General features: G+C 67.8%; 30 protein-coding genes. 15 read left to right on the top strand and 15 right to left on the bottom strand.

Annotated features, from left to right (window positions below; genetic code table 11):
* Positions 1-27: 27 nt before the first annotated feature.
* The gene (locus ACEVQ6_RS04780; protein WP_374887751.1) at positions 28-576 is read right to left on the bottom strand and encodes a hypothetical protein; all 549 of its coding nucleotides are present in this window, start codon (positions 574-576) and stop codon (positions 28-30) included.
* A 244-nt stretch (positions 577-820) separates the two neighbouring features.
* On the opposite strand from ACEVQ6_RS04780, the gene ftsE reads away from it, so the two are divergent.
* From ftsE to ACEVQ6_RS04760, 4 genes are all read left to right on the top strand, one after another.
* Positions 821-1,480 (top strand): cell division ATP-binding protein FtsE, encoded by a 660-nt coding sequence (ftsE, locus tag ACEVQ6_RS04775; protein WP_374887750.1) that lies wholly within the window; start codon positions 821-823, stop codon positions 1,478-1,480.
* Positions 1,473-2,483, top strand: coding sequence for a cell division protein FtsX (locus ACEVQ6_RS04770; protein ID WP_374887749.1), 1,011 nt, complete (start codon positions 1,473-1,475; stop codon positions 2,481-2,483). Before ftsE ends, ACEVQ6_RS04770 begins: the two co-directional genes overlap by 8 nt.
* 32 nt (positions 2,484-2,515) lie before the next feature.
* Entirely contained in the window at positions 2,516-3,262 is a 747-nt protein-coding gene (locus ACEVQ6_RS04765; RefSeq protein ID WP_374887748.1) for a YdcF family protein, read from the top strand.
* Between the two features lie 174 nt (positions 3,263-3,436).
* Complete coding sequence (locus ACEVQ6_RS04760) at positions 3,437-4,231, top strand: lysophospholipid acyltransferase family protein (RefSeq protein ID WP_374887747.1); 795 nt, start codon at positions 3,437-3,439, stop codon at positions 4,229-4,231.
* Between the two features lie 6 nt (positions 4,232-4,237).
* Here ACEVQ6_RS04760 and ACEVQ6_RS04755 read toward each other — a convergent pair whose 3' ends face one another.
* Entirely contained in the window at positions 4,238-4,768 is a 531-nt protein-coding gene (locus ACEVQ6_RS04755; RefSeq protein WP_374887746.1) for a gamma-glutamylcyclotransferase, read from the bottom strand.
* A 112-nt stretch (positions 4,769-4,880) separates the two neighbouring features.
* Here ACEVQ6_RS04755 and ACEVQ6_RS04750 point away from each other — a divergent pair, with 112 nt between their 5' ends.
* Complete coding sequence (locus tag ACEVQ6_RS04750; protein WP_374887745.1) at positions 4,881-5,894, top strand: DUF2125 domain-containing protein; 1,014 nt, start codon at positions 4,881-4,883, stop codon at positions 5,892-5,894.
* Between the two features lie 4 nt (positions 5,895-5,898).
* On the opposite strand, the gene ACEVQ6_RS04745 is transcribed toward ACEVQ6_RS04750, so the two are convergent.
* The 3 genes from ACEVQ6_RS04745 to ACEVQ6_RS04735 form a co-directional block, all read right to left on the bottom strand.
* Complete coding sequence (locus ACEVQ6_RS04745) at positions 5,899-6,828, bottom strand: prephenate/arogenate dehydrogenase family protein (protein ID WP_374887810.1); 930 nt, start codon at positions 6,826-6,828, stop codon at positions 5,899-5,901.
* Complete coding sequence (gene hisC / locus ACEVQ6_RS04740; protein WP_374887744.1) at positions 6,825-7,931, bottom strand: histidinol-phosphate transaminase; 1,107 nt, start codon at positions 7,929-7,931, stop codon at positions 6,825-6,827. The genes ACEVQ6_RS04745 and hisC overlap by 4 nt, the downstream gene beginning before the upstream one ends.
* Positions 7,932-8,000: 69 nt before the next feature.
* Positions 8,001-8,738 carry a class I SAM-dependent methyltransferase gene (locus ACEVQ6_RS04735; protein WP_374887743.1) on the bottom strand — a complete coding sequence of 246 codons (738 nt, stop codon included), beginning with the start codon at positions 8,736-8,738 and terminating at the stop codon, positions 8,001-8,003.
* Positions 8,739-8,834: 96 nt separating this feature from the next.
* On the opposite strand from ACEVQ6_RS04735, the gene gloB reads away from it, so the two are divergent.
* Together gloB and ACEVQ6_RS04725 are read left to right on the top strand one after the other, a co-directional pair.
* Positions 8,835-9,605, top strand: a complete 771-nt coding sequence (gene gloB, locus ACEVQ6_RS04730; RefSeq protein ID WP_374887742.1) for a hydroxyacylglutathione hydrolase — start codon at positions 8,835-8,837, stop codon at positions 9,603-9,605.
* Positions 9,605-10,054 carry a cupin domain-containing protein gene (locus ACEVQ6_RS04725; RefSeq protein ID WP_374887741.1) on the top strand — a complete coding sequence of 150 codons (450 nt, stop codon included), beginning with the start codon at positions 9,605-9,607 and terminating at the stop codon, positions 10,052-10,054. Before gloB ends, ACEVQ6_RS04725 begins: the two co-directional genes overlap by 1 nt.
* Here ACEVQ6_RS04725 and yddG read toward each other — a convergent pair whose 3' ends face one another.
* Together yddG and ACEVQ6_RS04715 are read right to left on the bottom strand one after the other, a co-directional pair.
* Positions 10,055-10,945: an aromatic amino acid exporter YddG gene (gene yddG / locus ACEVQ6_RS04720; protein ID WP_374887740.1), complete on the bottom strand. Its 891-nt coding sequence runs from the start codon at positions 10,943-10,945 to the stop codon at positions 10,055-10,057.
* 28 nt (positions 10,946-10,973) lie between these two features.
* Positions 10,974-11,753, bottom strand: a complete 780-nt coding sequence (locus tag ACEVQ6_RS04715; RefSeq protein WP_374887739.1) for a DUF3108 domain-containing protein — start codon at positions 11,751-11,753, stop codon at positions 10,974-10,976.
* 289 nt (positions 11,754-12,042) lie between these two features.
* Between ACEVQ6_RS04715 and rpmB the strand changes: the two genes are divergently transcribed.
* Together rpmB and ACEVQ6_RS04705 are read left to right on the top strand one after the other, a co-directional pair.
* Positions 12,043-12,333, top strand: coding sequence for a 50S ribosomal protein L28 (gene rpmB, locus ACEVQ6_RS04710; protein ID WP_374887738.1), 291 nt, complete (start codon positions 12,043-12,045; stop codon positions 12,331-12,333).
* Between the two features lie 117 nt (positions 12,334-12,450).
* Positions 12,451-13,089 (top strand): queuosine precursor transporter, encoded by a 639-nt coding sequence (locus ACEVQ6_RS04705; protein ID WP_374887737.1) that lies wholly within the window; start codon positions 12,451-12,453, stop codon positions 13,087-13,089.
* 3 nt (positions 13,090-13,092) lie between these two features.
* On the opposite strand, the gene ACEVQ6_RS04700 is transcribed toward ACEVQ6_RS04705, so the two are convergent.
* The 4 genes from ACEVQ6_RS04700 to ACEVQ6_RS04685 form a co-directional block, all read right to left on the bottom strand.
* Positions 13,093-14,037: an esterase-like activity of phytase family protein gene (locus ACEVQ6_RS04700; RefSeq protein ID WP_374887809.1), complete on the bottom strand. Its 945-nt coding sequence runs from the start codon at positions 14,035-14,037 to the stop codon at positions 13,093-13,095.
* Positions 14,038-14,081: 44 nt separating this feature from the next.
* Positions 14,082-15,983, bottom strand: a complete 1,902-nt coding sequence (cobT, locus tag ACEVQ6_RS04695; protein ID WP_374887736.1) for a cobaltochelatase subunit CobT — start codon at positions 15,981-15,983, stop codon at positions 14,082-14,084.
* 5 nt (positions 15,984-15,988) lie between these two features.
* A complete protein-coding gene (cobS, locus tag ACEVQ6_RS04690; protein WP_374887735.1) occupies positions 15,989-16,984 on the bottom strand; it encodes a cobaltochelatase subunit CobS in 996 nt (331 codons plus the stop codon).
* Positions 16,985-17,061: 77 nt separating this feature from the next.
* Positions 17,062-17,691, bottom strand: a complete 630-nt coding sequence (locus ACEVQ6_RS04685; protein ID WP_374887734.1) for a J domain-containing protein — start codon at positions 17,689-17,691, stop codon at positions 17,062-17,064.
* A gap of 146 nt (positions 17,692-17,837) precedes the next feature.
* On the opposite strand from ACEVQ6_RS04685, the gene ACEVQ6_RS04680 reads away from it, so the two are divergent.
* A complete protein-coding gene (locus ACEVQ6_RS04680; RefSeq protein WP_374887808.1) occupies positions 17,838-18,113 on the top strand; it encodes a BolA family protein in 276 nt (91 codons plus the stop codon).
* Between the two features lie 28 nt (positions 18,114-18,141).
* Here the strand turns inward: ACEVQ6_RS04680 and aroB are convergent, their stop codons facing one another.
* The gene (gene aroB, locus ACEVQ6_RS04675) at positions 18,142-19,272 is read right to left on the bottom strand and encodes a 3-dehydroquinate synthase (RefSeq protein ID WP_374887733.1); all 1,131 of its coding nucleotides are present in this window, start codon (positions 19,270-19,272) and stop codon (positions 18,142-18,144) included.
* Positions 19,269-19,856 carry a shikimate kinase gene (locus ACEVQ6_RS04670; RefSeq protein WP_374887732.1) on the bottom strand — a complete coding sequence of 196 codons (588 nt, stop codon included), beginning with the start codon at positions 19,854-19,856 and terminating at the stop codon, positions 19,269-19,271. Before ACEVQ6_RS04670 ends, aroB begins: the two co-directional genes overlap by 4 nt.
* A 132-nt stretch (positions 19,857-19,988) precedes the next feature.
* Here ACEVQ6_RS04670 and ACEVQ6_RS04665 point away from each other — a divergent pair, with 132 nt between their 5' ends.
* The 5 genes from ACEVQ6_RS04665 (at position 19,989) to ACEVQ6_RS04645 (ending at position 24,059) form a co-directional block, all read left to right on the top strand.
* Positions 19,989-20,132, top strand: a complete 144-nt coding sequence (locus tag ACEVQ6_RS04665; RefSeq protein ID WP_374887731.1) for a hypothetical protein — start codon at positions 19,989-19,991, stop codon at positions 20,130-20,132.
* Positions 20,129-21,082, top strand: a complete 954-nt coding sequence (xerD, locus tag ACEVQ6_RS04660; RefSeq protein WP_374887730.1) for a site-specific tyrosine recombinase XerD — start codon at positions 20,129-20,131, stop codon at positions 21,080-21,082. Before ACEVQ6_RS04665 ends, xerD begins: the two co-directional genes overlap by 4 nt.
* Positions 21,083-21,145: 63 nt before the next feature.
* Positions 21,146-22,099, top strand: a complete 954-nt coding sequence (locus ACEVQ6_RS04655) for an acetyl-CoA carboxylase carboxyltransferase subunit alpha (RefSeq protein WP_374887729.1) — start codon at positions 21,146-21,148, stop codon at positions 22,097-22,099.
* Between the two features lie 224 nt (positions 22,100-22,323).
* Positions 22,324-23,796: a L,D-transpeptidase family protein gene (locus tag ACEVQ6_RS04650; RefSeq protein WP_374887728.1), complete on the top strand. Its 1,473-nt coding sequence runs from the start codon at positions 22,324-22,326 to the stop codon at positions 23,794-23,796.
* Positions 23,796-24,059, top strand: coding sequence for a sulfurtransferase TusA family protein (locus tag ACEVQ6_RS04645; RefSeq protein ID WP_374887727.1), 264 nt, complete (start codon positions 23,796-23,798; stop codon positions 24,057-24,059). The genes ACEVQ6_RS04650 and ACEVQ6_RS04645 overlap by 1 nt, the downstream gene beginning before the upstream one ends.
* Positions 24,060-24,102: 43 nt before the next feature.
* On the opposite strand, the gene ACEVQ6_RS04640 is transcribed toward ACEVQ6_RS04645, so the two are convergent.
* Positions 24,103-25,233, bottom strand: a complete 1,131-nt coding sequence (locus tag ACEVQ6_RS04640) for a CobW family GTP-binding protein (protein WP_374887726.1) — start codon at positions 25,231-25,233, stop codon at positions 24,103-24,105.
* Positions 25,234-25,241: 8 nt separating this feature from the next.
* Positions 25,242-26,312: a D-alanyl-D-alanine carboxypeptidase family protein gene (locus ACEVQ6_RS04635; RefSeq protein ID WP_374887807.1), complete on the bottom strand. Its 1,071-nt coding sequence runs from the start codon at positions 26,310-26,312 to the stop codon at positions 25,242-25,244.
* Positions 26,313-26,361: the final 49 nt, after the last annotated feature.

Raw genomic sequence — 26,361 nt, 5'->3', positions numbered from 1 at the left:
ACGGATGCACGCGCGTTGCGCGCCGGTCTATTCGACCTCAAGCCGCGTCGTGCTGACGGTCCGGCCGCCGGTGATCACGTCGACGGCGACGAGCGGCCGCGCCGGCCGGTGGGTTTCGCGGACGTCCTGCGTCCCGCTCACCGTCAGGAGGGTGGTCCCCGTCGCGTCGCTGCGCAGCGTCGTCACCGACAGGCCGGGCCGCGCGGGCGGCGGCGGCGATGCCTCGAGAAGGCCGGCGACGCCGTAGAAACTGCCGGTCACGGCGACGGCGACAGCGAAGAGGAAGACGGCTGCGGGCATCGTCCGCAGCATCGATTCGATCGGCTGCAGAAGGCGTAGGACAGCGGCTAAGGAGGAGCGGCGCGGCGGGAGCGGGCGAAAGGGCGTGTTGTCGTTGACGACGGGTGGCGCTGCCGCCGCTCGTCCTCCGCCGGCCACCGGCAGGATCTCGAAATCCGCATCGACCACATCCGACCGGCGCATCGGCGCAGCCGCGCGGGACGCCGGACGGCGAGCGGGCTCGAGAACGTCGCCGCTGAGGACGGACGCGCGCGCCCGGGTTCCGAATGCCTGCATGATCGCGCCTCCGGCCCGCCGACCGGCCGGCGACACCGGAAGGGCGCCGGGGGATCGGGCATTGAAAGAAATCCTGCACAGACGTAAACCCGAATGGTTAATGCTTCGGAAATGCCGCCCTCAAACCGGCGCGTTTTCATGAAAAATTAACCGCTGTTTAACCATGATGGGGCAGCGCCGCGAAACGGGCACGTCCATGCGATATGGAGGGGCGCGTGATCCTGACCGGAACCGGACTTCGACCTTGATCCATTTCGAAAATGTCGGCCTGCGCTACGGGATGGGACCGGAAATCCTCCGGGACCTGACATTCGACATCCCGGAGCGGTCGTTCCAGTTCCTGACCGGCCCGTCCGGCGCCGGCAAGACCACGCTGTTGCGCCTGCTCTTCCTGTCGCTGCGCCCGACGCGCGGCCTCATCCGCATGTTCGGCCGCAACCTCTCCGCCATCCCGCGCGACGACTTTCCGATGCTGCGCCGCCGCGTCGGCATCGTCTTCCAGGATTTTCGCCTGCTCGACCATCTGACCACCTACGAGAACGTGGCGCTGCCGCTGCGCGTGCGCGGCAAGGCGGAGCAGAGCTACCGCTCGGACGTGCTGGAACTCTTGAACTGGGTCGGGCTCGGCGAGCGGATCAACGTGCTGCCGCCGGTGCTTTCGGGCGGCGAGAAGCAGCGCGCCGCCATTGCGCGCGCCCTCATCGATCGCCCGGAGATCCTGCTCGCCGACGAGCCGACGGGCAATGTCGATCCGCCGATGGCCAGGCGCCTGCTCAACCTCTTCCTCGAACTGAACCGGCTCGGCACCGCCGTCGTCATCGCCACCCACGACCTGTCGCTGATGGACCAGGTGGATGCGCGCCGCATGATCCTCTCCGAAGGGCGGCTCGACATCTATGAGTGACCGGCGCACCGAGACCCGTGCCGCGACGCCGCCGCGCGAGGGACGCCGCGCGGAGATGCGCGTCCGCCCCACCGCGCCGATCGTGCCCTCCGCCAACGTCTCGGGCAATGCGCTGATCATCGTCATCGCCATCATGTCCTTCCTCGCCTGCCTGACGCTCGGCGCAGTCAGCATGGTGCGCGCCACGGCGCAGAGCTGGCAGAGCCAGATTTCCCGCGAGATCACCATCCAGATCAAGCCGGACGACAGTCTCGACATGGACAAGGCGCTCGCCGACGCACGCACGCTGGCGCTGACCTTCCCCGGCACCACCGACGGGCGCATCGTCGACCGCGCCGCGACCGCGCGGCTGCTCGAACCCTGGCTCGGCGAAGGGCTGAACCTCGACGAGCTTCCCGTCCCCCGCCTCGTCGTCGTCACGATCGACGAAACGGCGCCGCCGGACTTCGATGCGATGCGAAAGGCGCTGACGGAGGCGATCCCGCAGGCCTCCCTCGACGACCACCGCACCTGGGTCGACCGGCTGGTGGCGATGGCGCAGACGACGGCGCTGATCGGCACGGGCGTGCTCGTCCTCGTCTTCTCCGCCATGGTGCTGACCGTCGTCTTCGCCACGCGCGGCGCGCTCTCCGGCAACCGCCATATCGTCGAGGTGCTGCATTTCGTCGGCGCGGAGGCCGGCTTCGTCGCCGCCGAATTCCAGAAACATTTCCTGAAGATCAGCCTGAAGGGCGCGGGTGCCGGCGGGCTTGCCGCCGCGCTGTGCTTCGCCGGTGCCAGCTACTGGCAGACCGCGACGCTCGCGACGCCCGAAAGCGACCAGGCCAGCGCCCTTTTCGGCAGCTTCACCATCGGTTACGGCGGCTATCTCGGCATCGTCGGCATCATGCTGGTGATCGCTTTCCTGACGACGCTGACGGCGCGCTTCACCGTGACCCGCACCATCTACGAACTCGACCTCATCCGTTCCGATCCGGGCCGTACCGATGCCCTGCCCGGCTGAGCGGTTCGCGGCGCAGCGGCCGGGCGCCCGCCATGGGTGACGCGCGGGGAAGCAACGCGGCGCGCGGCGGCGCCTCGGCCCGCTGGCGCCGGATCTGGTTCCGCCGCCAGCGCGGGCGGCTGCGCCAGTCGATCCGCGGCCTCTTCTATGCCCTCCTCATCGCCGCCGCGGCGGCGGCGACCGGCTTCCTTGTCTTTGCCGACCACGTCGCCTCGATGCAGCCGCCGATCGACCCGAAGGCCGACGCCATCGTCGTGCTGACCGGCGGCTTCCAGCGCATCGACCAGGCGGTCAACCTGCTGAAGTCCGGTGCCGGCCAGCGCCTGCTGATCTCCGGCGTCCATCCCTCGACCACCGGCGCCCAGATCCGCCGCAACACCCAGAGCTCCACCGATCTCTTCAAATGCTGCGTCGACATTGGCTACGACGCCCTCGACACGATCGGCAACGCCAACGAGACCGCGCGCTGGATCCACGGCAACGGCTACCAGACGGTGCTCGTCGTCACCAACAACTACCACATGCCGCGCAGCCTGATGGAACTGCGCCGCGCCAGTCCGGAAACCGCCTTCGTCGCCTATCCCGTCGTCAATTCGGACCTGAAGACCGGCAACTGGCTGACCGATCCGGTCGTCCTGCGGGTGATGACGATGGAATATGCCAAGACAGCGGCGGCCTGGCTGCGCCAGGCGCTTGGGGCCGCGACCGGCACGGGACTGCGCACCTCGAACGAGCCGCGCCCGCGGCTTGCCGACCCGACCGATCCCGCGACCGAGTAAGGCATGGCTCGCCGGAGCGGGCGGCGGCTTGCGAAAGGACATGCGCAGAAACAGGGATCTGACGCGTATGGACGACGCTCACGGATCGCCGCGCGCTTTGCGCCCGGCTTCGTCTTCTTCTTGGGGCGATTCTCGTGTAGTCAGCCTGTCGTCGCCGCCTGCCGAAAGCCCGCCATGATCGCCGCCCGCTCCGCCCTCTTCAACATCGCCTTCTATCTGAACCTCATCGTGCAGATGATCGTGCTGACGCCCTTCTACTTCCTGCTGCCGCGCAAGCTCTCCTGGATCATCCCGAAGGCCTGGTCGAAGAGCAGCAACTGGCTCCTGAAGGTGATCGTCGGCACGACCTTCGAGGTCGAGGGGCGGGAGAACCTGCCGGAGGGCGGCTATATCGTCGCGCCGAAGCACCAGTCCTTCTGGGACGTCTACACGCTGCTGCCGCTGATCCCCGATCCGTTCTTCATCCTGAAGCGCGAACTGATGTGGATCCCGCTCTTCGGCCTTTACGTGCTGAAGCAGCGCATGGTGCCCGTCAACCGCGCCGCGCGCGGCCGGGCGATGGCGGCCGTGATGCAGCGGGCGAAGGACGAGATGAACACGGGGCGGCAGCTGATCATCTATCCGGAGGGCACGCGCCGCCCGCCCGGCGCGCCGCCGGAATACAAATACGGCGTCGCCCGCCTTTACCGCGATCTCGGCGTGCCGGTGGTGCCCGTCGTCGTCCATGCCGGCCTGTTCTGGCCGCGCCGCAGCCTGAGGCGCTATCCCGGCCATTTCAAGGTGCGCTTCCTGCCGCCGATCGCGCCCGGCCTCAGCCCGGATGTCTTCTTCGAGGAGCTCGTCCGCGTAACGGAGGCGGCGAGCGACCGGCTGTTGCTGGAGGCCGCGCGCGACAATCCCGACCTGCCGCTGCCGCCGAGCGCCGTCGCGCGCATCGCGGCGTTGACGGCGGCCGGCGACCCGGCCTGAGGCGCCTCAGACGGACAGAAGGCGGCCGACCTGTTCCAGCCAGCGATCGCGGATGCGCATCTCGCGCAGATGGTCGAGCGTGTTCAGCACATAGTCGCGATTGTGGCCCGAGCGGCCGGACGAGGTCGCAACGATCCGCGCCGCCTCCTCGGCCGCGATCGCCCCGGCATACTGCTCATGGGCCCGGTCGACGACATAGCCGGTGGCATCGACCCTGCGCCCATCGCCGAGCAGCAGGGTGAGGCTGCGCTCCTTGTAGACATGGGTGACGAGTTCGCGCGCCCTCAGATAATCGAGCACCGCCGCCTTGTCGTCGCCCGTGACGCGGAACGCCGCGCCGAGGCAGGAGCCGCCCTGGTCGAGGCCGAGCACGAGGCCCGGATGCTCGGGCGTGCCGCGGTGGACATAGGACCGGACGCAGAGCGCGCGCCGGTATCCGAAGGCGCGGGCGGCATGGCGTTCGACGAAGTCGAAGCCGGGGTTCCACATCAGCGAACCGTAGCCAAACACCCAAAAATCGTCCATATCCGCTGCCATTTGCACCTGCACATCATTCCCGGCCGGCGAATCACGCTGCCGTCCCTGCCCCGAACCGCCGGTCGACCCGCGGCCATCCTCCGCGCATGCCGCACGAATCAAGGAAGACCCAATGACGGCAGATGACAACGGCGCTTCGACACGGGCAAGCCGCAAGTTCCGCATTCTCATCACCGCGGTCTTCCTGACGGTCGTGCTCTATTCGGCCGCCTGGTTCGCCGTCGCCCGCGAGGCCGAGACACGGATCACGGAGTTCCTCGGCGCGCCGGGGATCGACGGCGTCACGGGGGCATGCGCCAACCCGGCCGTGCGCGGCTACCCGTTCCGCTTCGGCCTCTTCTGCGACACGCTTGCCCTCGACGACCATCGCAAGGGCGTTTCCGTTTCGCTCGGGGCGCTGCGCTCGGCCGCGCAGGTCTACGATCCCGGTCGCATCGTCGCCGAGATCGACGGTCCGGGCGAGCTGCGCGTCTCCCCGGGCCTTTCCCTCTTTGCCGACTGGGAGCGGGCACGGACAAGCCTGCGCGCCTCACTATCCGGCCTCGACCGCCTGTCGGCCGAGGTCAACGGTCTCAACGGCACGCTGATGCCAGCGTTTCCGGACGATCCGCTCGGCTTTACCGCCCCCCATGGCGAGCTGCACCTGCGCCGCAACGGGGCGGATCTCGACCTTGCCGCCAGCGCGGAGGCGCTGGCGCTGGCGATCGGCGAGGAGCGCCGCGCCCTGCCGGCGATCACCGCGGCGGCGGACCTGACCTTCGTGGACAGAGCGGGCCTGCTTTCGGGCGGTCCCGTTTCCGCCGGCGCGCTGCGCGGAAGCCGGGGCGAGATCCGCAGCCTGACGCTGACCGCGCCGGGCGGCCTGACGGCGTCGGCCTCCGGTCCCTTCAGCATCGATGCGGACGGACGCATCTCCGGCGACCTCTCCCTCGCCGTGCGCAATGTCGAGGCCTGGCGCGATGCGATCACCGCCGCCCTTCCCGAGGCCGGTGACGTCGCGGGCAACATCGCCGGCATGCTTTCGGCCCTCGCCAACGGCGACGGCGAGGCCCGGGTGACGCTCACCCTGCGCGACGGCACCGCCTACCTCGCCTTCATTCCGCTCGGCGAGCTGCCGGAGATCTGACGGATCAGCCCTTCGCGTCGCCGGCGTGGCGGCCGAAATCCGGGAGCCCCGTATCCTGCCCCGCCTCGACGATCGAGCGCCGGATCGCGCGGGTGCGGGTGAAGAGGTCGAAGAGCTTCTCGCCGTCGCCCCAGCGGATCGCCCGCTGCAGATAGGCGAGATCCTCGGAGAAGCGCGCCAGCATTTCGAGGATCGCATCCTTGTTGTGCAGGCAGACGTCGCGCCACATGGTCGGGTCGGAAGCCGCGAGACGGGTGAAGTCGCGAAAGCCCGAGGCGGAATACTTGATCACCTCGGATTCCGTCACCGTCTCTAGGTCGTCCGCCGTGCCGACGATGTTGTAGGCGATGATGTGCGGCAGATGCGAGACGATGGCGAGCACCTTGTCGTGATGGGCCGGGTCCATCTCGTCGACCCGCGAGCCGAGCGCCTCCCAGAAGGCACGCAACCGCGCGACCGCGTCGCGATCCGCCTCCGGCAGCGGCGTCAGGATACACCAGCGGCCGCGAAACAGGCCGGCAAAACCGGCATCCGGGCCGGAATGCTCGGTGCCGGCGATCGGGTGGCCGGCGATGAAATGCACGCCCGGCGGCACGTGCGGCGCCATCTGCGCGATGACGGACGCCTTGGTCGAGCCGACATCGGTGAGGATCGCGCCCGTCTTCAGATGCGGCGCGATCTCGGCCGCGACCGCGCCGGACGCGCCGACCGGCACCGAGACGACGACGAGGTCGGCGTCCCGGACGGCCTCGGCCGCCGACGCATGATAGCTGTCGCCGAGGCCGAGCTCCTCCGCCCGCTTCAGCGTCCCGGCACTGCGGGTCGAGATCGCGACGTGGCCGGCGAGCCCCTCCGCGCGGATGTCATGGGCGATCGAGGAGCCGATGAGGCCGATGCCGATGAGGGCGATGCGGTCGAAGCGGGCGGCCATCAGCCACGCCCCATGAACTCGGCGAGCGCGGCGACGACGGCGAGATTGGCCTCTTCCGGGCCGATCGACAGGCGCAGCGCGTTCGGCAGGCCATAGCCGCGCACGGCGCGGAGAATCAGGCCGCGCGCTGTGAGGAAATCGTCGGCCTCGGCCGCGCGCCTGCCGTCCTCGTCGGGGAAATGGATCAGCACGAAATTGGCGACGGAGGGCGTGACCGTCAGGCCGATCGCCTCCAGTTCCGCGGTAAGGCGGCCGAGCCAGCGCAGGTTGTATTCCACCGCGTCGGCGGCGAAGGCCTGATCGCGGATCGCGGCGGCACCGGCGGCGATCGCCGGCGCGTTCATGTTGAACGGTCCGCGCACCCGGTTCAGCGCGTCGATGATCGCGGGCGGCGCGTAGATCCAGCCAATGCGCAGCGCCGCGAGCCCGTAGATCTTCGAGAAGGTGCGGGTCATCACCACGTTGCGGTTGGCCGAGACGAGCTCGATCCCCGCCTCGTAGTCGTTGCGCCGGACATATTCGGCATAGGCGGCGTCGAGAACGAGCAGCACGGATTTCGGCAGCGCGGCCTGCAGCCGGCGGATCTCGGCGACCGGCACATAGGTCCCGGTCGGATTGCCCGGATTGGCGATGAAGACCATCTTCGTCTTCGGCGTGACGGCTGCGAGGATCGCGTCGACATCGACGCGGTGCTCGGTCTCGGGCACCGTCACTGGCGCCGCCCCCGCCGCCATGATCTGGATGCGGTAGACGAGAAAGCCGTGTTCGGTGATGATCGCCTCGTCGCCGGGCCCGAGATAGACATGGCAGAGCAGGCCGAGCAGTTCGTCCGAGCCGTTGCCGCAGAGGATATTGGCGATGTTCAGCCCGTGCACGGCGGCGATCGCCTCGCGCAGCTCGATCGCCTGACCGTCCGGATAGCGCTCCAGCTGGCCCGCCGCCCGCCCGAACGCTTCGATCGCTTTCGGGCTGGCGCCGAGCGGCGTCTCATTGGAGGAGAGCTTGTAGACCTTCGCCACGCCCGGCGCGTGTTCCTTGCCCGGCACATAGGCGGCGATGTCGAGAATGCCGGCGCGCGGCGAGGGGCTTTCGAGGTCTGTGCTCATCGGGATCGGCTTTCGCGGGCGTTGCAATGCGTGTCCTGCCCATAGCCCCGGCGGGCGCGCTTGTCGAGGTCAGACCCGCGTCGTCGGCACGCCGGAGGGCGCGATGACCGGCACGAAGACGCGGCGCGAGGCGCGGGCTGCGACCGGCAGCCCCTGATAGAGCCGCTTCTGCGCCTCGACGACGATGACGCCGGAAAAGACAGGCCAGAGCGAGCGCCCGATCCGCTCGAAGCCACGGCTGAGCTTCAGCACCGTCTTGGTGTCCGACGGCGGATAGAACAGCGCCTCGGCGGAGGCGCCGGGCGTGAAATTCGTCTCGCGCAGCAGCGCCGTCAGCTGCCCGCGCGAGTAGGGCCGGCCGGAACCGAAGGGCGTATGCTCCATGCGCGCCCAGACGCCGCGCCGGTTCGGTACGACGATGACGAGACGCCCGCCGGGCGCCAGCACCCGCCACAGCTCCTTCATCGTCTCGCGCGGGTTCTCGGCGAATTCCAGCGCATGCACCATCAGCACCCGGTCGATCGAGGCGTCGGGCAGCGGCAGTTCCTCGTCGAAGACGAGCGCGGTCAGGGAAAGGTCGGCGACCGGCCAGTTCACCGCCCCCTGCCCCGCCGGCATGAAGGCAAAGGTGCGCTCGGTGTCGGCGCGGAACCGTTCGAGATAGGGAACCGCATAGCCGAGCCCGACCAGCCGCTCCTCCGGCATGCGCGCCCAGAGCGAGGAAAGCGCCATGGTGATCGACCGCTCGGCAAAACGGCCGAGGCGGGAATGGTAGAATTGCCGAAGGTCGACGATATCCGCGTGCATCGTTGCCGAGAGTAGGCGCTGGCATGGTGGACTTCAAGGCAGGCTCGGCTACATTCCGGCCATCCGCAGTCCCGTCCCGTTCGAAGGAGCCCGCCGATGAGCGTCTTCCAGGTCCACGTCTTCACCTGCCGCACCGACAATTTCGGCGTGCTCGTCCATCATCCGGCGAGCGGCGCCACCGCCAGCATCGACGCGCCGGAGGAGGCACCGATCCTCGAAGCGCTCGCGGCGAAGCGCTGGGACCTCACCCATATCCTCACCACCCACCACCACCCGGACCATGTGGAGGCGAACCTCGCCCTGAAGCGGCGCTATCACGCGCAGATCTACGGCCCCGTCGCCGAACGGGCGAAGATCCCCGGCCTCGACCACCCGGTCGGCGACGGCGACCGTTTCGAGTTCGCCGGCGAGGCCGTCGAGGTGATCGAGACGCCGGGCCATACCGCCGGCCACATCTGCTACCATTTTCCCGAGCACGGACTGCTCTTTGCCGCCGACACGCTGTTCGCGCTCGGCTGCGGCCGGCTGTTCGAGCGCCCGGCCTCGGACATGTGGGTGTCGCTGCAGAAGCTGATGGCGCTGCCGGACGACACCGAGGTCTATTTCGGCCATGAATACACGCTGTCGAACGCCCGTTTCGCCGTGACCGTCGATCCGGACAACGAGGCGCTCCTCGCCCGCTTCGAGGAGATCGAATCGCTGCGGGCGCAGGGCCGGATGACCGTGCCGACGACGATCGGCGTCGAGAAAGAGACCAACCCGTTTCTCCGGCCGCATGACGCGGGCATCCGCGCCGTTCTCGAAATGGAAGATGCGAGCGACGCGGAGGTCTTCGCCGAGATCCGCCGCCGCAAGGACAACTTCTGATGCCGGCACCGGAAACGCCGTCGGCCCGCGCGATCATCGCCGCGCTTTCGATGCAGCCGCATCCGGAAGGCGGCTGGTATGTCGAGACGTTCCGGGATGCCGCGGGGAGCCCGCGCGGCCACCAGACGGCGATCTACTACCTGCTGGAGGCTGGCGACCATTCGCACTGGCATCGCGTCCGCGACGCCGCCGAGATCTGGCATTTCTACGCGGGCGCGCCGCTGGCGCTCAGCCTTTCGGCGGACGGACTGGCAGAGGAACGGATCGCGCTCGGCCCGGACGTGCTGACGGGCGAGCGGCCGCAATGGGTGGTGCCGGCCGGCTGCTGGCAGTCGGCGCAGACGACCGGCGCCTTTACGCTGGTCGGCTGCACGGTGGCGCCGGGTTTCGATTTCGCCGCCTTCGAGATGGCGCCGCCGGGCTGGTCCCCGGGAACGCCGCTCACATGATCAGGCGCTGCCGGCGACGGCGGGCGGCGCCTTGCGGAAGATCATGTCCTTCGCCGCGAGCACCGCGCCGCCGGTGACCAGCAGGCAGGCGAGCAGGACGCGCATCGACGGCTCGGCGAAGCCGAACAGGACGAGCATCAGCGTCGACAGCACCGGCGCCGCGTAGCTTGCGACGCCGAGGAACTGGATGTCACCGTTCTTCACGCCGTGATCCCAGGCATAGAAGGCAGCCCCCACCGGTAACAGGCCGAGGCCGATCAGGCAGGTCCACTGGAAGGCGGTCTCCGGCCAGACCGGCGTTTCGAGAAGCAGGTGGCAGACGAAGGACAGCAGCGACGTCGCCAGGCAGAACCCGGTGACGACATCGGTCGAAACCGCGTCGAAGCGGCGGGTCAGCAGCGAATAGCCCGACCAGGTGAAGGCGCAGAGAAAGGCCGCGCCATAGCCGAGCGCATAGGCGCCGTCGAAGGCAAAGCCGTTGCGGGCGACGATCAGCACCATGCCGGCGAGCCCGGCGAGCGCGCCCAGAACGTGATGGAGCCGGAGCCGCTCGCCCGGCAGCAGCGCCGAGCCGACGACGATGAAGAGCGGCCAGAGATAGGCGATCAGCCCCGCCTCCACCGCCGGCGCGTTGCGCAGGGCCGTGAAGTAGAGGAAATGATAGCCGAAAAGCCCGGCGATCCCGGTGATCCAGACCTTCGGCGGCTGTTTCAGCAGGGCGATGCGCCCGGGCCTTGCCGCGAGCACCGCAAGGCCGGGCAGGCTGCCGATCAGGAAGGCGACCGCCGAAAGCTGGAACGGCGGCATGGTGCCGGAACCTGCGGTGAAGAGCGCCAGCAGCGACCACATCAGGATCGCCGAACATCCGATCAGCGTCGCCTTCACCCGCATGCCCTGTCCTTTGACTGAAACGGCCGTCTCAGCCGCCGAACCGCGTGGCCGAGACGGTGACCGGGCCGTAGCCGGTCGGAATCCGCGCATAGACCGGAGCATATACATTCACGGCGTCCGCCTTGGCAAACCAGATCTCGATCGTCGAGAGCTTGCGGAGGTATTCGACGTCCTTGCGGCCCTTGCGATAGCCGGATTTCGGCACGAACTGGACGCCGCAGACGATCGCCTCGCCGTCGAACCCCTCGGTCTTGAACGGCTTCGTCCCCTTGGCGGAGAGTTTGAGGTCGAGGCGCGACTCGCCGTCGAAGATCGGCAGCGTCTTCGGGCAGACCCTGGCGGTGGCCGGAAAGACGAGCCCGGACAGGGGATCGAGCACGTTGCGCATGTCGGCCTTCGACACCGGCACCCAGTTCTTCGGGTTGCGCTTGCGCATCGGCGACAGCGTCGCCGAGACGACATTGCCGTTGCGGAAGCTGACATCGATCAGCCGGGAACGCTTCCCGCTCTTGTAGGACATCGAGTATTCCCCGGCCCGCAGCCGGTCACGCGAGACGGTGCCGGACACACGCGTCTCGCCCGAGGTCTTGCTGAAGAGCTCGCCGAGCCCGGCCGAGCGGAGCGTGCCGGAGATCGTGTAGCGGTCATCGCTCAGCGCCGTGTGGAACGAGGCCTTGGCGACCGGCAGGCCGGCAAGCGCGATGGCATAGTCGGTCAGGTGCTCGACCTCTGCGGCCCGGACGGGCGCGGCGGCGAGACACACGGCCGCAAGCGCGGCGGAAAGGGAAAGGCGGGGCGTCAACGTCATGTCGTTCCTCGTGCGGCGTCATGCGGCACATCGTGAAGGCGGCCATAGCGGCCGTTTGAGGCGATTCTACGCCAGGCGCCGCGCGGGCGACAGAGGTTTCGCGGGAAAGCCTGTGAAAATCCCGCCACGATATCAAGGGATTTGCCCGCGAACGCAGGTTTGGCTTGACGCACAGGCCATGGCTCACTATAGAACCGCAACTTTTCCAATCATGGCCAGAGGGATCGCGGCCCGGGCTTTCAGGCCCGATCACGCATTTCCCGCCGCCGAATAGAGAATAGGTGCTATCATGTCCCGTACTTGCGAACTGACCGGCAAGGGCGTCCAGGTCGGCAACAATGTGAGCCATGCCAACAACAAGACCAAGCGTCGTTACCTGCCGAATCTCTGCAGCGTCACGCTGATCTCCGACGCGCTCGGCCAGCGTTTTCGCCTGCGCGTTTCGGCTGCGGCGCTCCGCTCGGTCGAGCATCGCGGCGGCCTCGACGCCTTCCTGATCAAGGCCGCCGAGGGCGAGCTGTCGATGCGCGCCCGCCTGCTGCGCCGCCAGATCGTCAAGAAGGTGGCCGAAGCCGCCTGATCCGGATCCCTCCGGCAAACGGGTTCCCGAAGGCCTGGGCGGCGGACGCCTCAGGCCTTTTTCCGTGAGTTTTGTTTCGTCGTCCCTCCAACTGGTGGCATCACCCAGGATAAAAAAATGCATATGACCCGCGCATTCCTGATCTACTCCGCGCTGATGACGCTCGTCGTCGTCGCATCGAACGTCCTCGTGCAGTATCCGCTTCCGGGAAGCATCGCCGGCCTGGCGCTCGGCGACCTTTTGACCTTCGGCGCCTTCAGCTATCCCTTCGCTTTCCTCGTCACGGACCTGACCAACCGCCAGTTCGGCCCTGCGATCGCCCGCCGCGTCGTCGTCGTCGGCTTCGCCGTCGCCGTGCTGCTGTCGATCTATCTCGCGACGCCGCGCATCGCGATCGCCTCCGGCACCGCTTTCCTGGTCGGGCAGCTGCTCGACATCTCCGTCTTCAACCGGTTGCGCCGGCAGAGCTGGTGGAAAGCACCCCTCGTCGGCTCGCTCATCGGCTCGCTCATCGACACCGCGCTGTTCTTCTCGCTCGCCTTCGCACCGGTCTTCGTCGCGCTCGGCCCGAACGAGCCTTTCGCCATCGAATGGGCGCCACTCCTCGGCCTGTTTGCGGCGGAAGCGCCGCGCTGGATCTCCTGGGCGCTCGGCGACCTGACGGTGAAGATCCTCACCGGCCTCGTCATGCTTCTGCCCTACGGCGCGCTGATGAGCGTGCTGAAGCCGATGCCGGGCGTCGCCGCCAGGGGCTGAACGCTATCGCTTCAGCCGGAACTCCAGCATCAGGGTCCGCTGCAGGATCGAGTGGTTGTCGTCGGAGACGAGGATGATGCGGGTCTCGCCGTCGGGACCGGCGACGACGTCCATGCCTTCCATGTTGTCGATCTGGTGGCTCATGTCGACGTTGATCAGCACCTCGCCGTCGACGACCGCACCGGGCCGGAGGCTGTCGGCGGGGATGCGGCGGATCTGCATGCCGACGCCTTCTGCGAAGCTGAAGCGGCGTTCGAGCAGCAGCAGGTCGCCGTCCGGCAGGAAGGCACCGTCAGTGACGGCGAAGGGCTTGATCTCCCGCACGGCGAAAAGCCCCTTGCGCGGACCGTCGAGGATGGCGGCGAGCAGGTTGCCCTTCGCGTCATAGCTCAGTTCGGCGACCGTGACCGCGCCGCCACGCAACGGGCTGTCTGCCGGCGAGACCGCCAGCGTCTCCAGCCCGCGATTGCCGTTGAGCGCGCCTTCGGGAATGAGGATCGGCAGGCCGCCGACGGGCCCGGAGGCGGTGAAGCCCGGATCGGGATAGATGTCGATGCGATCGTCGCGTTCATAGCTGACGAGGACCTCGCCGGGGCGGAGTGCCAGCCCCTCGGCATCCATCTTCCACTTGACCTGCTCGTCATGCCCCTGCCGGTCCTTCATCGAGGTGACCGTCAGATCGCCGACGCCGGCAAGCCGTCCCTCCGCGTCGCGCGTGACGGCGCCTTCGGCAAAGTGCCCCGTGTCGAGGACGGCGATGAAATGGACGCCGTCCGGCCTGAAGCGGATCGAGGACATCGCCCCAAGCAGGGCGTTGGTCGAGGTCAGCTCGATGCCGCTGAGAAATTCGAGCGCGCCGAACACGGTCTCGGTCGAACCGTACTTGAAGGCGCTGATGACGCTGGCGCGCACCGGGACGGTCTCGGCCGCCGCGGGACCAGGCAGCATGGCGAGCAGAAGCGCGGCGGCAAGCCACCGGGCGCGACCCCGCCTCATGCGCTGCGCCGGGAAACCCGCGCGCGGCGGCTCGTCGTTTCGTCGTCGAAGAGCGAGGCGAGTTGCTCCGTCATCGCGCCGGCAAGCTCGTCGGCGTCTACAATGGTCACGGCACGGCGATAGTAGCGCGTCACGTCGTGGCCGATGCCGATCGCCAGCAGTTCCACCGGCGAGCGCGTCTCGATCTGCTCGATGACGGCACGCAGGTGCCGCTCCAGGTAATTGCCCGCATTGACCGACAGTGTCGAATCGTCGACCGGCGCGCCGTCCGAGATCATCATCAGGATGCGCCGCTGTTCCGGCCGCGCCAGCAGGCGGTTGTGCGCCCAGATCAGCGCCTCGCCGTCGATGTTCTCCTTGAGCAAGCCCTCGCGCATCATCAGGCCGAGATTGCGGCGCGCCCGGCGCCATGGCTCGTCGGCCGCCTTGTAGATGATGTGGCGCAGGTCGTTGAGGCGCCCCGGCGCCTGCGGCTTGCCGCTCGCCAGCCATTTCTCGCGCGACTGGCCGCCCTTCCACGCCTTGGTGGTGAAGCCGAGGATCTCCGCCTTGACGCCGCAGCGCTCCAGCGTGCGGGCGAGGATGTCGGCACAGGAGGCTGCGACCGTGATCGGCCGCCCGCGCATCGAGCCGGAATTGTCGATCAGCAGCGTCACCACCGTGTCGCGGAAATTGGTGTCGCGCTCGCGCTTGAAGGAGAGCGGCTGCATCGGATCGATGATCAGGCGCGGCAGGCGGGCGGGATCGAGATAGCCCTCCTCGAGGTCGAACTCCCAGGATCGGTTCTGCTGCGCCATCAGCCGGCGCTGCAGCCGGTTCGCCAGCCGTCCGACCGCACCCTGCAGATGGGCGAGCTGCTTGTCGAGGAAGGCGCGCAGCCGCTCGAGCTCCGCCTCGTCGCAGAGGTCGATGGCCGACACCGTCTCGTCGAACTCCTCGGTGAAGACGGCATAGTCGACCTTCTCGTTGAAGTCGGAGAAGGGATTGTTCGGCCGCTTGACCTCGCCGGGCGTCTCGCTGTCCTCGTCGCCCTCGTCCTGAAGGTCGTCGTCGGAGATCTCGGCGCCGTCCATCTCGCCGTCGTCCATCTGCTCCTCGGCAGACTCGTTCTCCTCGGCGGGCGAGGCATCCTGGCCGGCATCCTCCTCGCTGGCGCTCTGCTCCTCCTCCTGGCTGCGCGGCTGCTCCTCGTCGGAGGTCGTCTCCGACTCCTCCGGCTCGGTGTCGTCGTCGCCGTATTTCTCCGCCATCTCCATCGAGGTCAGCATGTCGCGCACGACGCGGGCGAAGGCCTGCTGGTCGTAGAGCGCGCCGGGCAGGTTGGCGAGGTCGGCGGTCGCCTTCTCGTCGACGAAGCCGCGCCAGAGGTCGGCAACCTTGCCGGCCGAGTCCGGCGGCGTGCGGCCGGTCAGCGCCTGGCGCACGATCAGCGCCAGCGCCTCCTCCAGCGGCGCGTCGCCCTGCCGCTCGATCGTCGAGAAATTGGCCTTGGCGTACTTCTCGTCGAGCATGGCGGCGATGTTGTCGCCCATGCCCTCCATCTGCAGCGCGCCGATCGCCTCGACGCGGGCCTGCTCGACCGCGTCGAAGATGGCGCGCGCATCCTGTCCCGCCGGCGCCATCACCGCATGGATGCGGGCGTCGTGGCAGGCCTTGCGCATCGCCATGCTGTCGCCGAGGCCGCGGGTGACGGAAAGCTCGCGCGCCGTCGGCCGGCGCGACAGTTCGGGGAGGCGGATGCGCTCGCCCGACATGCCCGGCCGCTCGTTGGCGAAGACGACCTCGACCTCGCCGTCGCCGGCGATCGAGCGGATGCAGCCGGTCAGCGCCCGGCGGAACGGCTCGGCATCGACCGTGCCCGAGGGTTTCGCCCGCGAATTGTCGCCCTTGCCCGCCATGAGAGTTACGCCGTCGCTTCCAGAACCATGTTGGCGGCACTTTCCTTCAGCTCGACGCCGAAGGCGCGCTGGTAGTGCTCGGCGACCAGCGCCCGCTCCAGCTCGTCGCACTTGTTGAGGAAGGTGACACGGAAGGCAAAGGCGATGTCGCCGAAGATATGGGCGTTTTCCGCCCAGGTGATCACCGTGCGCGGGCTCATCACCGTCGAGAGGTCGCCGTTGACGAAGGCCGCACGGGTGAGATCGGCGACGCGCACCATCTTCGACACGGTGTCGCGGCCGCGCTTCGCGGTGAAGCCCTTGACCTTGGCGGCGACGATGTCGACCTCGTTGTCATGCGGGAGGTAGTTGAGCGTCGTGACGATCGACCAGCGGTCCATCTGCGCCTGGTTGATCTGCTGCGTGCCGTGGTAGAGGCCGGTCGTGTCGCCCAAGCCCACCGTGTTGGCGGTGGCGAACAGGCGGAAGGCCGGGTGCGGCCGGATGACGCGGCTCTGGTCGAGCAGCGTCAGTCGGCCGGAGGATTCCAGCACGCGCTGGATGACGAACATCACGTCCGGGCGGCCGGCGTCATACTCGTCGAAGACGAGCGCGACATTGTGCTGATAGGCCCAGGGCAGGATGCCGTCCTTGAACTCGGTGACCTGCAGCCCGTCCTTGACGACGATCGCATCCTTGCCGACGAGATCGATGCGGCTGACATGGCTGTCGAGGTTGATGCGGACGCAGGGCCAGTTGAGGCGGGCGGCGACCTGCTCGATATGGGTCGACTTACCGGTGCCGTGATAGCCCGACACCATGACGCGACGGTTGTGGGCGAAGCCCGCCAGGATCGCCAGCGTCGTCTCGCGGTCGAAGAGATAGTCCGGATCGAGGTCCGGCACATAGGCGTCGCCCTTCGAATAGGCGGGAACGCGGATGTCGGAATCGATGCCGAAAACATCCCTGACGGAGACGGTCGTGTCCGGCAGGTTGGAAATATCGAGGTCTACCTTGCTCATCATGGCTCCAGCGGGAACACGCGGCCGCATGTCCCGACAAATCAATCGGTGTCGCACCTAAGGCTGCGTCACGCTTCCTAGCAGAAGCCAGCCTGCTTTAACAATTGATAAGCCTGGATGACCGCACGAAAACGGTCCTCGGAGGCGCGATCGCCGCCATTGGCGTCGGGGTGATGCTTCTTCACCAGGTCCTTGTAGGCGGCCTTGATGTCGGCGGCGGTGGCACTGGCGGCGAGATTGAGCGTCTCGAAGGCCTTGGCCTCGAGCGTCTTCAGCTTGCGCTGGCGCGGTGCCTCGCTGGCGCGGGCCTGCTGCTCGACGAAGCCGAACGGATCGCGCAACCGCGCATGGGCGCCGGCGGTGCCGGAACGCGCCTGTGCCTGCGCCGGCCCGTTCTTGGCGTCCTTGTTGACGCCGACGGTCCAGGTCGGGCGATGGCCGGTGATCGCCTCCTTCTGGTAGCGCGCGATCTCGCTGTCGGAGAGGCCGGAAAAATAGTTGTAGCCCTTGTTGTAGTCCTTCACATGCTCGAAGCAGAACATGAAGTACTGCCCCTCGGCATGGCGGCCGACGGGGGCGCGATGGTCGGCCTTGCGCTCGCAGCCGTCCCACTGGCAGGTGGGCGCCACGGGCTCGGCCGGCCGCGCGGCCCGCCGGCGCGTCCGGATGCCGTCGAAGTATTTTGAATCGAGTTTCATGGCCGACATTATGGGGTCTCTGAGGGACCATCACAAGAATTGACAAATCGGATTGTTGCAGGCTTTGTGAAGCTATTTTCCAAGCCGCAGGATGCCGGCATCCGCGCATCTCCGAAGGAGCCGAAATGGGCGATCCGACCGCATTGGAAGGCACGATGCACGGCCGCATCGAGGCGCGGCTTCGGGACGCCCTGCGTCCCTCCGCGCTTGCCGTCATCAACGAAAGCCATCTGCATGCGGGACACCAGCCGCATTACGACGGAACCGGCGAAACCCACATGCGCGTGCGCATCGAGGCGGAGGCCTTTTCCGGCATGAGCCGCATCGCCCGCCACCGCGCCGTCAACGACCTGCTGGAGGCGGAATTCGACGCGGGGCTGCATGCGCTCGCCGTCGAGCCTGTGGCGCCGGGCGAGCCGCGCCGCTGGTAGGCGACGGCCCTTGCCGGCGAGGCGGAACCTACCCCGCCAGGACGTCGGTCAGGAAGGACAGCACTTCCGAGGCGGGCACGTCGTCGGCGACGAAGGACTGGCCGATGCCCCTGGTCAGGATGAAGGTCAGCCTGCCGCCCTTGACCTTCTTGTCTTGGGCGATCGCCTCCATCAGCACCTCTGCCGGCGGAAGCCCCCCCGGGATCTGCGACACGCGGGTGGGCAGGCCGACCTCGGAAAGATGCGCCTCGACCCGGGCGGCCGCGTCATGGCTTGCGAGGTTCATCCGCGCCGAGAAGCGGTGCGCCAGCACCATGCCGATCGCGACGCCCTCGCCATGGACGAGACGGGCGCCGTCATAGGCGGTCGCCGCCTCCAGCGCATGGCCGAAGGTATGGCCGAGGTTGAGGAGCGCGCGAAGCCCGGTCTCGCGCTCGTCGGCGGCGACGACGCGGGCCTTGGCGGCGCAGCTTGCCGCCACCGCCTCGATGCGGGCGGGGCCGCCGGCAAACACGTCGCGCCAGTTCGCCTCGAGCCAGGCGAAGAAGTCCGGCATGTCGATCAGGCCGTATTTCGCCACTTCCGCGTAGCCGGCGCGAAACTCGCGCGGGCTCAGCGTGTCGAGCACGTCGGTGTCGGCGAGCACCACGTCGGGCTGGTGGAAGACGCCGATCAGGTTCTTGCCGTGGCGCGAATTGATGCCGGTCTTGCCGCCGACGGAGGAATCGACCTGCGCCAGCAGCGAGGTCGGCACCTGGATGAAGCGCGAGCCGCGCCGGACGATGCCGGCGGCAAAGCCGGTCAGGTCGCCGACGACGCCGCCGCCGAGCGCGATCACCGCGTCGTTGCGCTCGATCCTGGCGCCGAGGACGGCGTCGCAGACCGGAATCAGCTGGTCGAAACTCTTCGTCTTCTCCCCCGCCGGAAGCGTCACCGCGACGGAGGCGATGCCGCTGGCGGCAAGGCTCGCCTCGAGCGCCGGAAGGTAGAGCGGACCGACCTGCTCGTCCGTCACGATCGCGACCCTGCGTCCTTTCAGCCGGGCCGCGATCTCGCGCCCCGCCGCGCCGATGAGCCCGGGACCGATGAGGATGTCGTAGGAACGGTCGCCGAGATCGACGCGGACGCGGCGCTCGGCTGCGGCAGGAGAGGTGGTCATGATTCGGCCTTCCCGTAATGATCGACGATGGCGGCGAGAACCTCCTCCACCATCGCTTCCTTCTTCACGTCGCGCGAGACGACCGTCACCTGTGCCTCGGCATAGACCGGATAGCGCGTGTTCATCAGGGTCTCGAGTGTCTGCTTCGGGTTCTCCGTCTTCAGCAGCGGCCGGTTGTCGCGCTTGGAGACGCGCTCCCAGAGGAGGTCGAGATCGGCCTTCAGCCACAGCGTCAGGCCGCCTTTCAGGATCTGCTTGCGCGTGTTGTCGTTGATGAAGGCACCGCCGCCGGTCGAGACGACCCTCGGCCCCCCGCGCAAGAGCCGCTTGATCACCCGCGTCTCGAGCGCGCGGAATTCCGCCTCGCCGTAAGCCGCGAAAAGCTCGTTGATCGTCATGCGCGAGACGCGCTCGATCTCCGTGTCGGAATCGACGAAGGGCAGGCCGAGCGCCGCGGCGGTCAGCCGCCCGACCGCCGATTTTCCGGCACCCATCAGGCCGATGAACACCAGATTGCGCCTGCCGAGCGCCGCGCGCGCGCGCTGCGCCAGCGGCACGGACACCTCCCCGACCTGTTCATCCATCACGCTTCCCGCCCCTGTTTCCCCCGGTATCGGCAAAAGGAAATGGGGCGTCAAGACGCGGCCCCGCCGAATTCCCGCTTCTTGCGCTGACCGCGCGCCCGTCTACATATGATCCGTCACAAGGAGTCCCCGATGCCGACGCTGACCCGCTACATCCTGTTCCTCGCCGTGGCGGCCACGCTCGGTCTGGCGGCGATCGTCGCGCTGGCGACGCTCGTGACGCCGCCGCAACGCGAGATCACCATCAGCGTGCCGAAAGAGCGGCTGGCGCCATGAGCGGGCGAAGCGGGCTGGCGATCGAATCCTTCCTCGAGATGATGAGCGCGGAACGCGGCGCGGCCGAGAACACGCTTTCCTCCTATGCGCGCGACCTTCAGGACGCCGCCTCCTTCATGGCGGGGCGCAAGGCGGCGCTCGTCCAGGCGGACGCCGCCGATGTCGCCGCCTATCTCGCCCATCTGGCGGAGGAGGGCTTCAAGGCCTCCTCGCAGGCCCGGCGCCTTTCGGCGCTGAGGCAGTTCTTCCGCTTTCTCTATTCGGAAGGCCTTCGCGCCGACGACCCGACCGGCACGGTCGACGCACCGAAGAAGGCGCGCCCGCTGCCGAAGACGCTGAGCGTCGAGAAGGTGACCCGCCTGATCGCCCGCGCCGAGACGGAGGCCGCGCAAGCCGGGCCCGGCCGGCACGCACGGCTGCGGCTCCACGCCCTCGTCGAGCTTCTCTACGCGACAGGCATGCGCGTCAGCGAACTCGTGTCGCTGCCTTTTTCGGTCCTTGCCCGCGACGGTCGCTTCCTCGTGATCCGCGGCAAGGGCGCCAAGGAGCGGCTGGTGCCGCTGTCGCGCGCCGCGATCGCCGCCATGCGCGCCTATGGCGCGAGCCTCAGCGACGAACAGGCGGCGCGGGGTCTTGCCGAGGATCCGCGCTGGCTGTTTCCGGTCGAGGGCGCGGAGGGCCATCTGTCCCGCCAGGTCTTTGCCCGCGAGCTGAAATCGCTCGCCGCGCGCGCCGGGATTTCCGCCGACAGCATCTCGCCGCATGTGCTGAGGCATGCCTTTGCCAGCCATCTCCTCGAGAACGGCGCGGACCTTCGCGCCGTGCAGGAACTGCTCGGCCATTCGGACATTTCCACGACGCAAATCTACACCCATGTGCTGGAGGAGCGGCTCCACCGGCTGGTGCAGGACCATCACCCTCTTGCCAAACAGGCGAAAAAACTGGATTAGCAGCCCTGACACTGCCGGACGGCCCTGCCGTGAAGTTGGCGCAAACGATCGGAAACGGATCTCATGCACAATTATCTCGATTTCGAAAAGCCGATCGCGGATCTTGAAGGCAAGATCCATGAGCTCAAGAAAATCGCGACGGAAGACGAGAGCATCGACACGCGCGAGGAGGTCGATCGCCTGGAGGCCCGCGCGCGCGAAGCGATGGTCGAGATCTATTCCAAGCTCAATCCGTGGCAGAAGACGCAGGTCGCCCGCCATCCGCAGCGACCGCATTTCAACGACTACGCCGCCCGGCTCTTCACCGAGTTCACGCCGCTCGCCGGCGACCGCAAGTTCGCCAATGACGAGGCGATCCAGGCAGGCTTCGCCCGGTTCCGCGGCGAGCCCGTCGCCGTGATCGGCCAGGAAAAGGGCAACGACACGAAATCGCGCATCAAGCACAATTTCGGCAGCGCCCGGCCGGAAGGCTATCGCAAGGCGATCCGCATGATGGAAATGGCCGACCGCTTCGGCCTGCCGCTCGTCACCCTGATCGACACCGCCGGCGCCTATCCCGGCATCGGCGCCGAGGAACGCGGCCAGGCGGAGGCGATCGCGCGCTCGACGGAAATGTGCCTCAGCGTCCGCGTGCCGATCGTCTCCGTCGTCATCGGCGAGGGCGGTTCGGGAGGAGCGATCGCGATCGCGACCGGCAACCGCGTCTTTATGCTCGAACACGCGATCTACAGCGTGATCTCGCCCGAGGGCGCGGCCTCGATCCTCTGGCGCGATTCGACGCGGGCGCGCGAGGCGGCGAGCAACATGAAGATCACGGCGGAGGATCTAAGGACGCTCGGCGTCATCGACGGCATCATCGCCGAGCCGCCGGGCGGCGCCCACCGCGACGCCGCCGCCGTCATCGAGCGCACCGGCACGGTGATTTCGGACGCGCTCGCCGAGCTCGCGCCGCGCAGCGGCGACCAGCTGCGCAGCGACCGCCGGCAGAAATACCTGTCGATCGGCCGCAATCTCTGAGACAGAGGTCATCGCAATCTGTGGACGCGGGACGCGACCAATGGGAGAGTGGCCAAACCTTGGCCATATTCCTGCGCTTTGAGCGACAGTCGCGTCGTCGCATGCCCGGAGCAAGCCCGGGCGTTCAGGATGGACGGCCCGGCGCCGCCGGGAGATGAAGGACGGCCGGGGTTCACGGGGGACCGTCCGGCCGGGGGGCATTCTCGTTAACTGGGCTTTCGCTGATGCGCATAGGACATGCCGTAATCCTCGCTTCGATGGCCGCGCTGCTCGCCGGCTGCACCAACGAGACGCTGGACGAGTTCAGCAAGACCAATGTCGACATCAAGACGGTGTCGAACAAGACGCAGCATCCGCTGTCGCCGGCGATCGTCGCCGAGCTTCGCGGGCGCGGCATCGAGCAGAATTCGCCGATCATGATCCGCATCCTGAAGGAGGAAGGCGCGCTGGAGATCTGGAAGGCGGATACGTCCAACCGTTTCCAGCGGATCCGCCACTACAAGATCTGCGCCTGGTCGGGCAAGCTCGGGCCCAAGGTGAAGGAAGGCGACCGGCAGGCGCCGGAAGGCTTCTATCCGCTGCGGCCGCAGCAGATGAACCCCAACTCCAGCTACTACCTCGCGATCAACACCGGCTACCCCAACATGTTCGACCGCGCCAACCGGCGCAACGGCACGAACCTGATGATCCATGGCGCCTGCTCGTCCTCCGGCTGCTATTCGATGACCGACGAGCAGATGCTCGAAATCTTCGCCTTCGCCCGCGACGCCTACAAGGGCGGGCAGCAGAGCATCCAGCTGCAGGCCCTGCCCTTCCGCATGACGGCGGAAAACATGGCGCGCCATCGCGACAATCCGAATTTCGAATTCTGGAAGAACCTCAAGGAAGGCTATGACCAGTTCGAGCTGACCAAGCGTCCGCCCGAGGTCAACATCTGCGAGAAGAAATACGTCTTCAACGTCGAGGCGAAGGGCACGTTCAATCCGTCCGGCCAGTGCCCGGCGATGACGACGCCGCCGGCATTGCAAGGGGCGCTCGCCGCCTACCAGAAGACCTACGACGCCAATTTCGAGAAGGCGGTGAAGAAGCTCGACGGCCTCGTCTGGTACGAGCCGAGCGAGGCCGACCGCAAGGCGCTGATGCGCGATGCCCGCAAGGGGCGCGAGCTTGCCTATGCGCCGACCGCCAACGCACTCGACGCCGGCAAGCTGATGAAGGTCGAAGACCTGGAGAAGCGGCTGGCGGCCCAGCGCGAGGCCGAGGAGGGGCGCAAGTCCGCCGCCTTCCAGAACGCCGAGATCGAGAAGGCGACACGCGCCGGCCGGCCCTTGCCGGTGCCGAGGGACAATCCCCTGCCCCGCCCGGCCGTCGAGGAGGCCGCCGTCGAGGCGAAGCCGAAGGCGGGCTCGTTCTGGAGCATGTTCGGCGCCAAGACGGCGCGCCAGACACCGCCCGAAGCGGCCTCTGCGACCGCGGACGGCATCGTCGCCGTCGCGCCGCCCTCGGCAGCGGCCGAAGGCGCCAGGACCGCGCCGGCAGGGCAGGCACAGGCAAGGCAGGGGCAGACGAAACCGCAGCAGGAGACGAGCGCTGCGGCCTCGGCCCCCGTTCCGGCCGCAAGCCCGCAGGCGGGCGTCGAGGCGACACCGGCCGAGCCGGCGAAGAAGAAGCCGTTCTGGAAGATCTGGGCGGACTGATGCAGCCACCGGCGCCTTCGAGCCCGACGGAGCGGGACGCCGTGCCGCATCTCGACCTTCGCGGGCTGAAGTGTCCGCTTCCGGTGCTGCGCACCCGTAAGCACCTGCGCACATTGAAGAGCGGCCAGACCCTCAGCATCGAGACCACCGATCCGCTCGCCGGCATCGACATTCCCCATTTCTGCCGCGAGGACGGCCACCGTCTCGAACACGCGGAACGGCTGGACAATGGCGGATACAGGTTCCTGATCCGCAAGGCTTGAGACCTCGTTTCTCCGGCAAGGGACGGTTTACGTCAGAGACGACTTACACACCGATCCGCATGCCGGGGATCGCGAGCGGATTGTCGGCAAGCGCCGCCGCGTCCGGCCGGTCGATCGAGGGGCGGCCGGTAAAGGCGTCGAACAGGTCGCGGACGAAGGTCTCCGGCAGGTTCTTCGTGATCAGCACCATGCGCGTCCGTCGGTCCTCGGGGTCAGGCCAGGCCGCCAGACGCTCCGGCGGATGAAAGACGCTCTGCACGCCATGCAGCACCAGCGGCCGCCCCTCGCTGCCGGCAATGCAGGCGACCGCCTTCATCCGCAGGATGCTCTCGCCATGGGCCGAGCGCAGCAGATCGACGAACATGCGCAGCGCCAGCGGATCGATCGGCGTGTCGTGGACGATGCTGAAGCTGCGCAGATCGGCCCCGTGATGGTGATGGTGATGAGCGTGGTGATCGTGACCGCAATGGGCATCGTGTTCGTGCTCGTGGTCATGCGCATGACCGGTGCCCAGCCAGCGGGCGATATCGGCGCCGCGGCCGGCCGGATCGAGCAGGCCGCAGTCGAAGAGGCCGGCCTTGCGCGCCTCCTCCGCATCGCCGTCGACGATGCGCACGCGCGGATTGATCGCGGCGATGCGTGCGAGAACGCCGTCCCTTTCGTCGGCATGGGCGAGGGTCTGCTTGCTCAGAACGATGAGATCGGCGACGGCGACCTGCCGTACCGCCTCCTCATGCGCCTTGAGCGTCGCGACGCCGTTCACGGCATCGACGACGGTAACGATGCCGTCGAGGCGATAGTTCTGCGACAGGACCGGGTTGCCGATGACCGACTGCATCACCGGCCCCGGATCGGCGAGGCCGGTCGTCTCGATGATCACCCGTCTCAGCGGGCGGATGCGTCCCGTCTGCATCCGGTCCATCAGGTCGGCCAGCGTGTCGACCAGTTCGCCGCGCACGGTGCAGCAAAGGCAGCCGTCGGACAGTTCGATCACGCCGTCGCCGGAGGTTTCGACGAGGAGATGATCGATCGACACGTCGCCGAACTCGTTGATGATCACCGCCGTATCGGCAAGCGCCTCATCGCGCAGGACATGGTTGAGCAGCGTCGTCTTGCCGGCGCCGAGGAAGCCGGTGAGGATCGACACCGGCACGGATGCGAAGGAGGGGGTCATGGATCAGCTCAGCGCAACGGACGCGGCACGGGGATCGGCACGGAGGCGAGGTCTCCCTGCCCGCCGCCCTTGCCTTCCGGCGCTTCCGGCGTGTCGCGACCGGGGATCAGCCCGGCGAAGACGAGGCGCAGGGGCCGGTCGAGTTCGTGGATATAGGGAGACAGAAGCTTCTGGCGGCCGGCCTCGTCGCGGCCCTCGCTGCGCACCTTGGCCGCCTTGGGATTGCAGATCTCCTTGCTGATATCGGCGACGACGTCGCGGCTCTCGCCATAGGGGGCGATCTTGCCGAGGCCCGGCTTGTCGGCGCCCGATGTGGTCAGGCCGAGCTGCAGCAGCCGCGCCGATTCGTCTGCGCGCGCGCCGAGGCTCTGCTCGCCGAGCACGACCGAGACGACGCTGCGGCCATTGCGGGTGGCGGAGGACACCTGGTTGAAGCCGGAGGCGCAGATGAAGCCGGTCTTCATTCCGTCCGCGCCGTCGAAGCGGCCGATCAGCATGTTGTAGTTCGAATAGGCCTTCTTGCCGGTGGTGAACCCTTCGAGCGCGAAGAAATTCGCATATTCGGGAAACTCGCGCTTCAGCGTGATGGCGAGCACGGCGAGATCGCGCGCGGTCGTATACTGGCCGGGTCCCGGCAGGCCGTTCGGATTGACGAAATGCGAGGAGACCATGCCGATGCGGGCGGCCTCGCTGTTCATCATGCCGACGAAGCCCGCCTCGGTGCCGCCGATCGTCTCGCCGATGGCGACGGCGACATCGTTGGCCGACTTGACGAGCAGGATCTTCAGGGCGCTGTCGAGGGTCAGCGCCTGGCCGGGCTTGTAGAACATCTTGCTCGGCGGCTCGGCGGCGGCGTGCCTGCTGATCACCACCGGCGTTTCCATCGTCACCTGGCCGGCCTTGACGGCGCGAAAGGCGACATAGGCGGTCATCAGCTTGGTCAGCGAGGCCGGATACCAGCGCTGGAACATGTCCTGGTGCTCGTAGACCCGCAGGCTGCTGACGTCCACGACCAGACGCGGATTGGCCGACGCGGCCGGCACGATCGCCATGACCAGCGCGAGCCCCAAACCGACCATGCCGCCGCGCCGGGCGCGGCCGGCGCCGAAAATGCCTGTCATCACTCTG

It is taken from the genome of Ensifer soli (assembly GCF_041928815.1).
Classification (GTDB): Bacteria; Pseudomonadota; Alphaproteobacteria; order Rhizobiales; family Rhizobiaceae; genus JBHFEI01.
This window is presented reverse-complemented; position numbering and strand designations above follow the sequence as displayed.

What these genes read in the sequence shown, in the direction of transcription:
- ACEVQ6_RS04780 (WP_374887751.1), bottom strand. Translation starts at nt 576, where the DNA reads ATGCAGGCATTCGGAACCCGGGCGCGCGCGTCCGTCCTCAGCGGCGAC.
- ACEVQ6_RS04770 (WP_374887749.1), top strand. Translation starts at nt 1,473, where the DNA reads ATGAGTGACCGGCGCACCGAGACCCGTGCCGCGACGCCGCCGCGCGAG.
- ACEVQ6_RS04765 (WP_374887748.1), top strand. Translation starts at nt 2,516, where the DNA reads ATGGGTGACGCGCGGGGAAGCAACGCGGCGCGCGGCGGCGCCTCGGCC.
- ACEVQ6_RS04760 (WP_374887747.1), top strand. Translation starts at nt 3,437, where the DNA reads ATGATCGCCGCCCGCTCCGCCCTCTTCAACATCGCCTTCTATCTGAAC.
- ACEVQ6_RS04755 (WP_374887746.1), bottom strand. Translation starts at nt 4,768, where the DNA reads ATGGCAGCGGATATGGACGATTTTTGGGTGTTTGGCTACGGTTCGCTG.
- ACEVQ6_RS04750 (WP_374887745.1), top strand. Translation starts at nt 4,881, where the DNA reads ATGACGGCAGATGACAACGGCGCTTCGACACGGGCAAGCCGCAAGTTC.
- hisC (WP_374887744.1), bottom strand. Translation starts at nt 7,931, where the DNA reads ATGAGCACAGACCTCGAAAGCCCCTCGCCGCGCGCCGGCATTCTCGAC.
- ACEVQ6_RS04735 (WP_374887743.1), bottom strand. Translation starts at nt 8,738, where the DNA reads ATGCACGCGGATATCGTCGACCTTCGGCAATTCTACCATTCCCGCCTC.
- gloB (WP_374887742.1), top strand. Translation starts at nt 8,835, where the DNA reads ATGAGCGTCTTCCAGGTCCACGTCTTCACCTGCCGCACCGACAATTTC.
- ACEVQ6_RS04725 (WP_374887741.1), top strand. Translation starts at nt 9,605, where the DNA reads ATGCCGGCACCGGAAACGCCGTCGGCCCGCGCGATCATCGCCGCGCTT.
- yddG (WP_374887740.1), bottom strand. Translation starts at nt 10,945, where the DNA reads ATGCGGGTGAAGGCGACGCTGATCGGATGTTCGGCGATCCTGATGTGG.
- ACEVQ6_RS04715 (WP_374887739.1), bottom strand. Translation starts at nt 11,753, where the DNA reads ATGACGTTGACGCCCCGCCTTTCCCTTTCCGCCGCGCTTGCGGCCGTG.
- rpmB (WP_374887738.1), top strand. Translation starts at nt 12,043, where the DNA reads ATGTCCCGTACTTGCGAACTGACCGGCAAGGGCGTCCAGGTCGGCAAC.
- ACEVQ6_RS04705 (WP_374887737.1), top strand. Translation starts at nt 12,451, where the DNA reads ATGCATATGACCCGCGCATTCCTGATCTACTCCGCGCTGATGACGCTC.
- ACEVQ6_RS04700 (WP_374887809.1), bottom strand. Translation starts at nt 14,037, where the DNA reads ATGCTGCCTGGTCCCGCGGCGGCCGAGACCGTCCCGGTGCGCGCCAGC.
- cobT (WP_374887736.1), bottom strand. Translation starts at nt 15,983, where the DNA reads ATGGCGGGCAAGGGCGACAATTCGCGGGCGAAACCCTCGGGCACGGTC.
- cobS (WP_374887735.1), bottom strand. Translation starts at nt 16,984, where the DNA reads ATGAGCAAGGTAGACCTCGATATTTCCAACCTGCCGGACACGACCGTC.
- ACEVQ6_RS04685 (WP_374887734.1), bottom strand. Translation starts at nt 17,691, where the DNA reads ATGTCGGCCATGAAACTCGATTCAAAATACTTCGACGGCATCCGGACG.
- ACEVQ6_RS04680 (WP_374887808.1), top strand. Translation starts at nt 17,838, where the DNA reads ATGCACGGCCGCATCGAGGCGCGGCTTCGGGACGCCCTGCGTCCCTCC.
- aroB (WP_374887733.1), bottom strand. Translation starts at nt 19,272, where the DNA reads ATGACCACCTCTCCTGCCGCAGCCGAGCGCCGCGTCCGCGTCGATCTC.
- ACEVQ6_RS04670 (WP_374887732.1), bottom strand. Translation starts at nt 19,856, where the DNA reads ATGGATGAACAGGTCGGGGAGGTGTCCGTGCCGCTGGCGCAGCGCGCG.
- ACEVQ6_RS04665 (WP_374887731.1), top strand. Translation starts at nt 19,989, where the DNA reads ATGCCGACGCTGACCCGCTACATCCTGTTCCTCGCCGTGGCGGCCACG.
- xerD (WP_374887730.1), top strand. Translation starts at nt 20,129, where the DNA reads ATGAGCGGGCGAAGCGGGCTGGCGATCGAATCCTTCCTCGAGATGATG.
- ACEVQ6_RS04655 (WP_374887729.1), top strand. Translation starts at nt 21,146, where the DNA reads ATGCACAATTATCTCGATTTCGAAAAGCCGATCGCGGATCTTGAAGGC.
- ACEVQ6_RS04650 (WP_374887728.1), top strand. Translation starts at nt 22,324, where the DNA reads ATGCGCATAGGACATGCCGTAATCCTCGCTTCGATGGCCGCGCTGCTC.
- ACEVQ6_RS04645 (WP_374887727.1), top strand. Translation starts at nt 23,796, where the DNA reads ATGCAGCCACCGGCGCCTTCGAGCCCGACGGAGCGGGACGCCGTGCCG.
- ACEVQ6_RS04640 (WP_374887726.1), bottom strand. Translation starts at nt 25,233, where the DNA reads ATGACCCCCTCCTTCGCATCCGTGCCGGTGTCGATCCTCACCGGCTTC.
- ACEVQ6_RS04635 (WP_374887807.1), bottom strand. Translation starts at nt 26,312, where the DNA reads ATGGTCGGTTTGGGGCTCGCGCTGGTCATGGCGATCGTGCCGGCCGCG.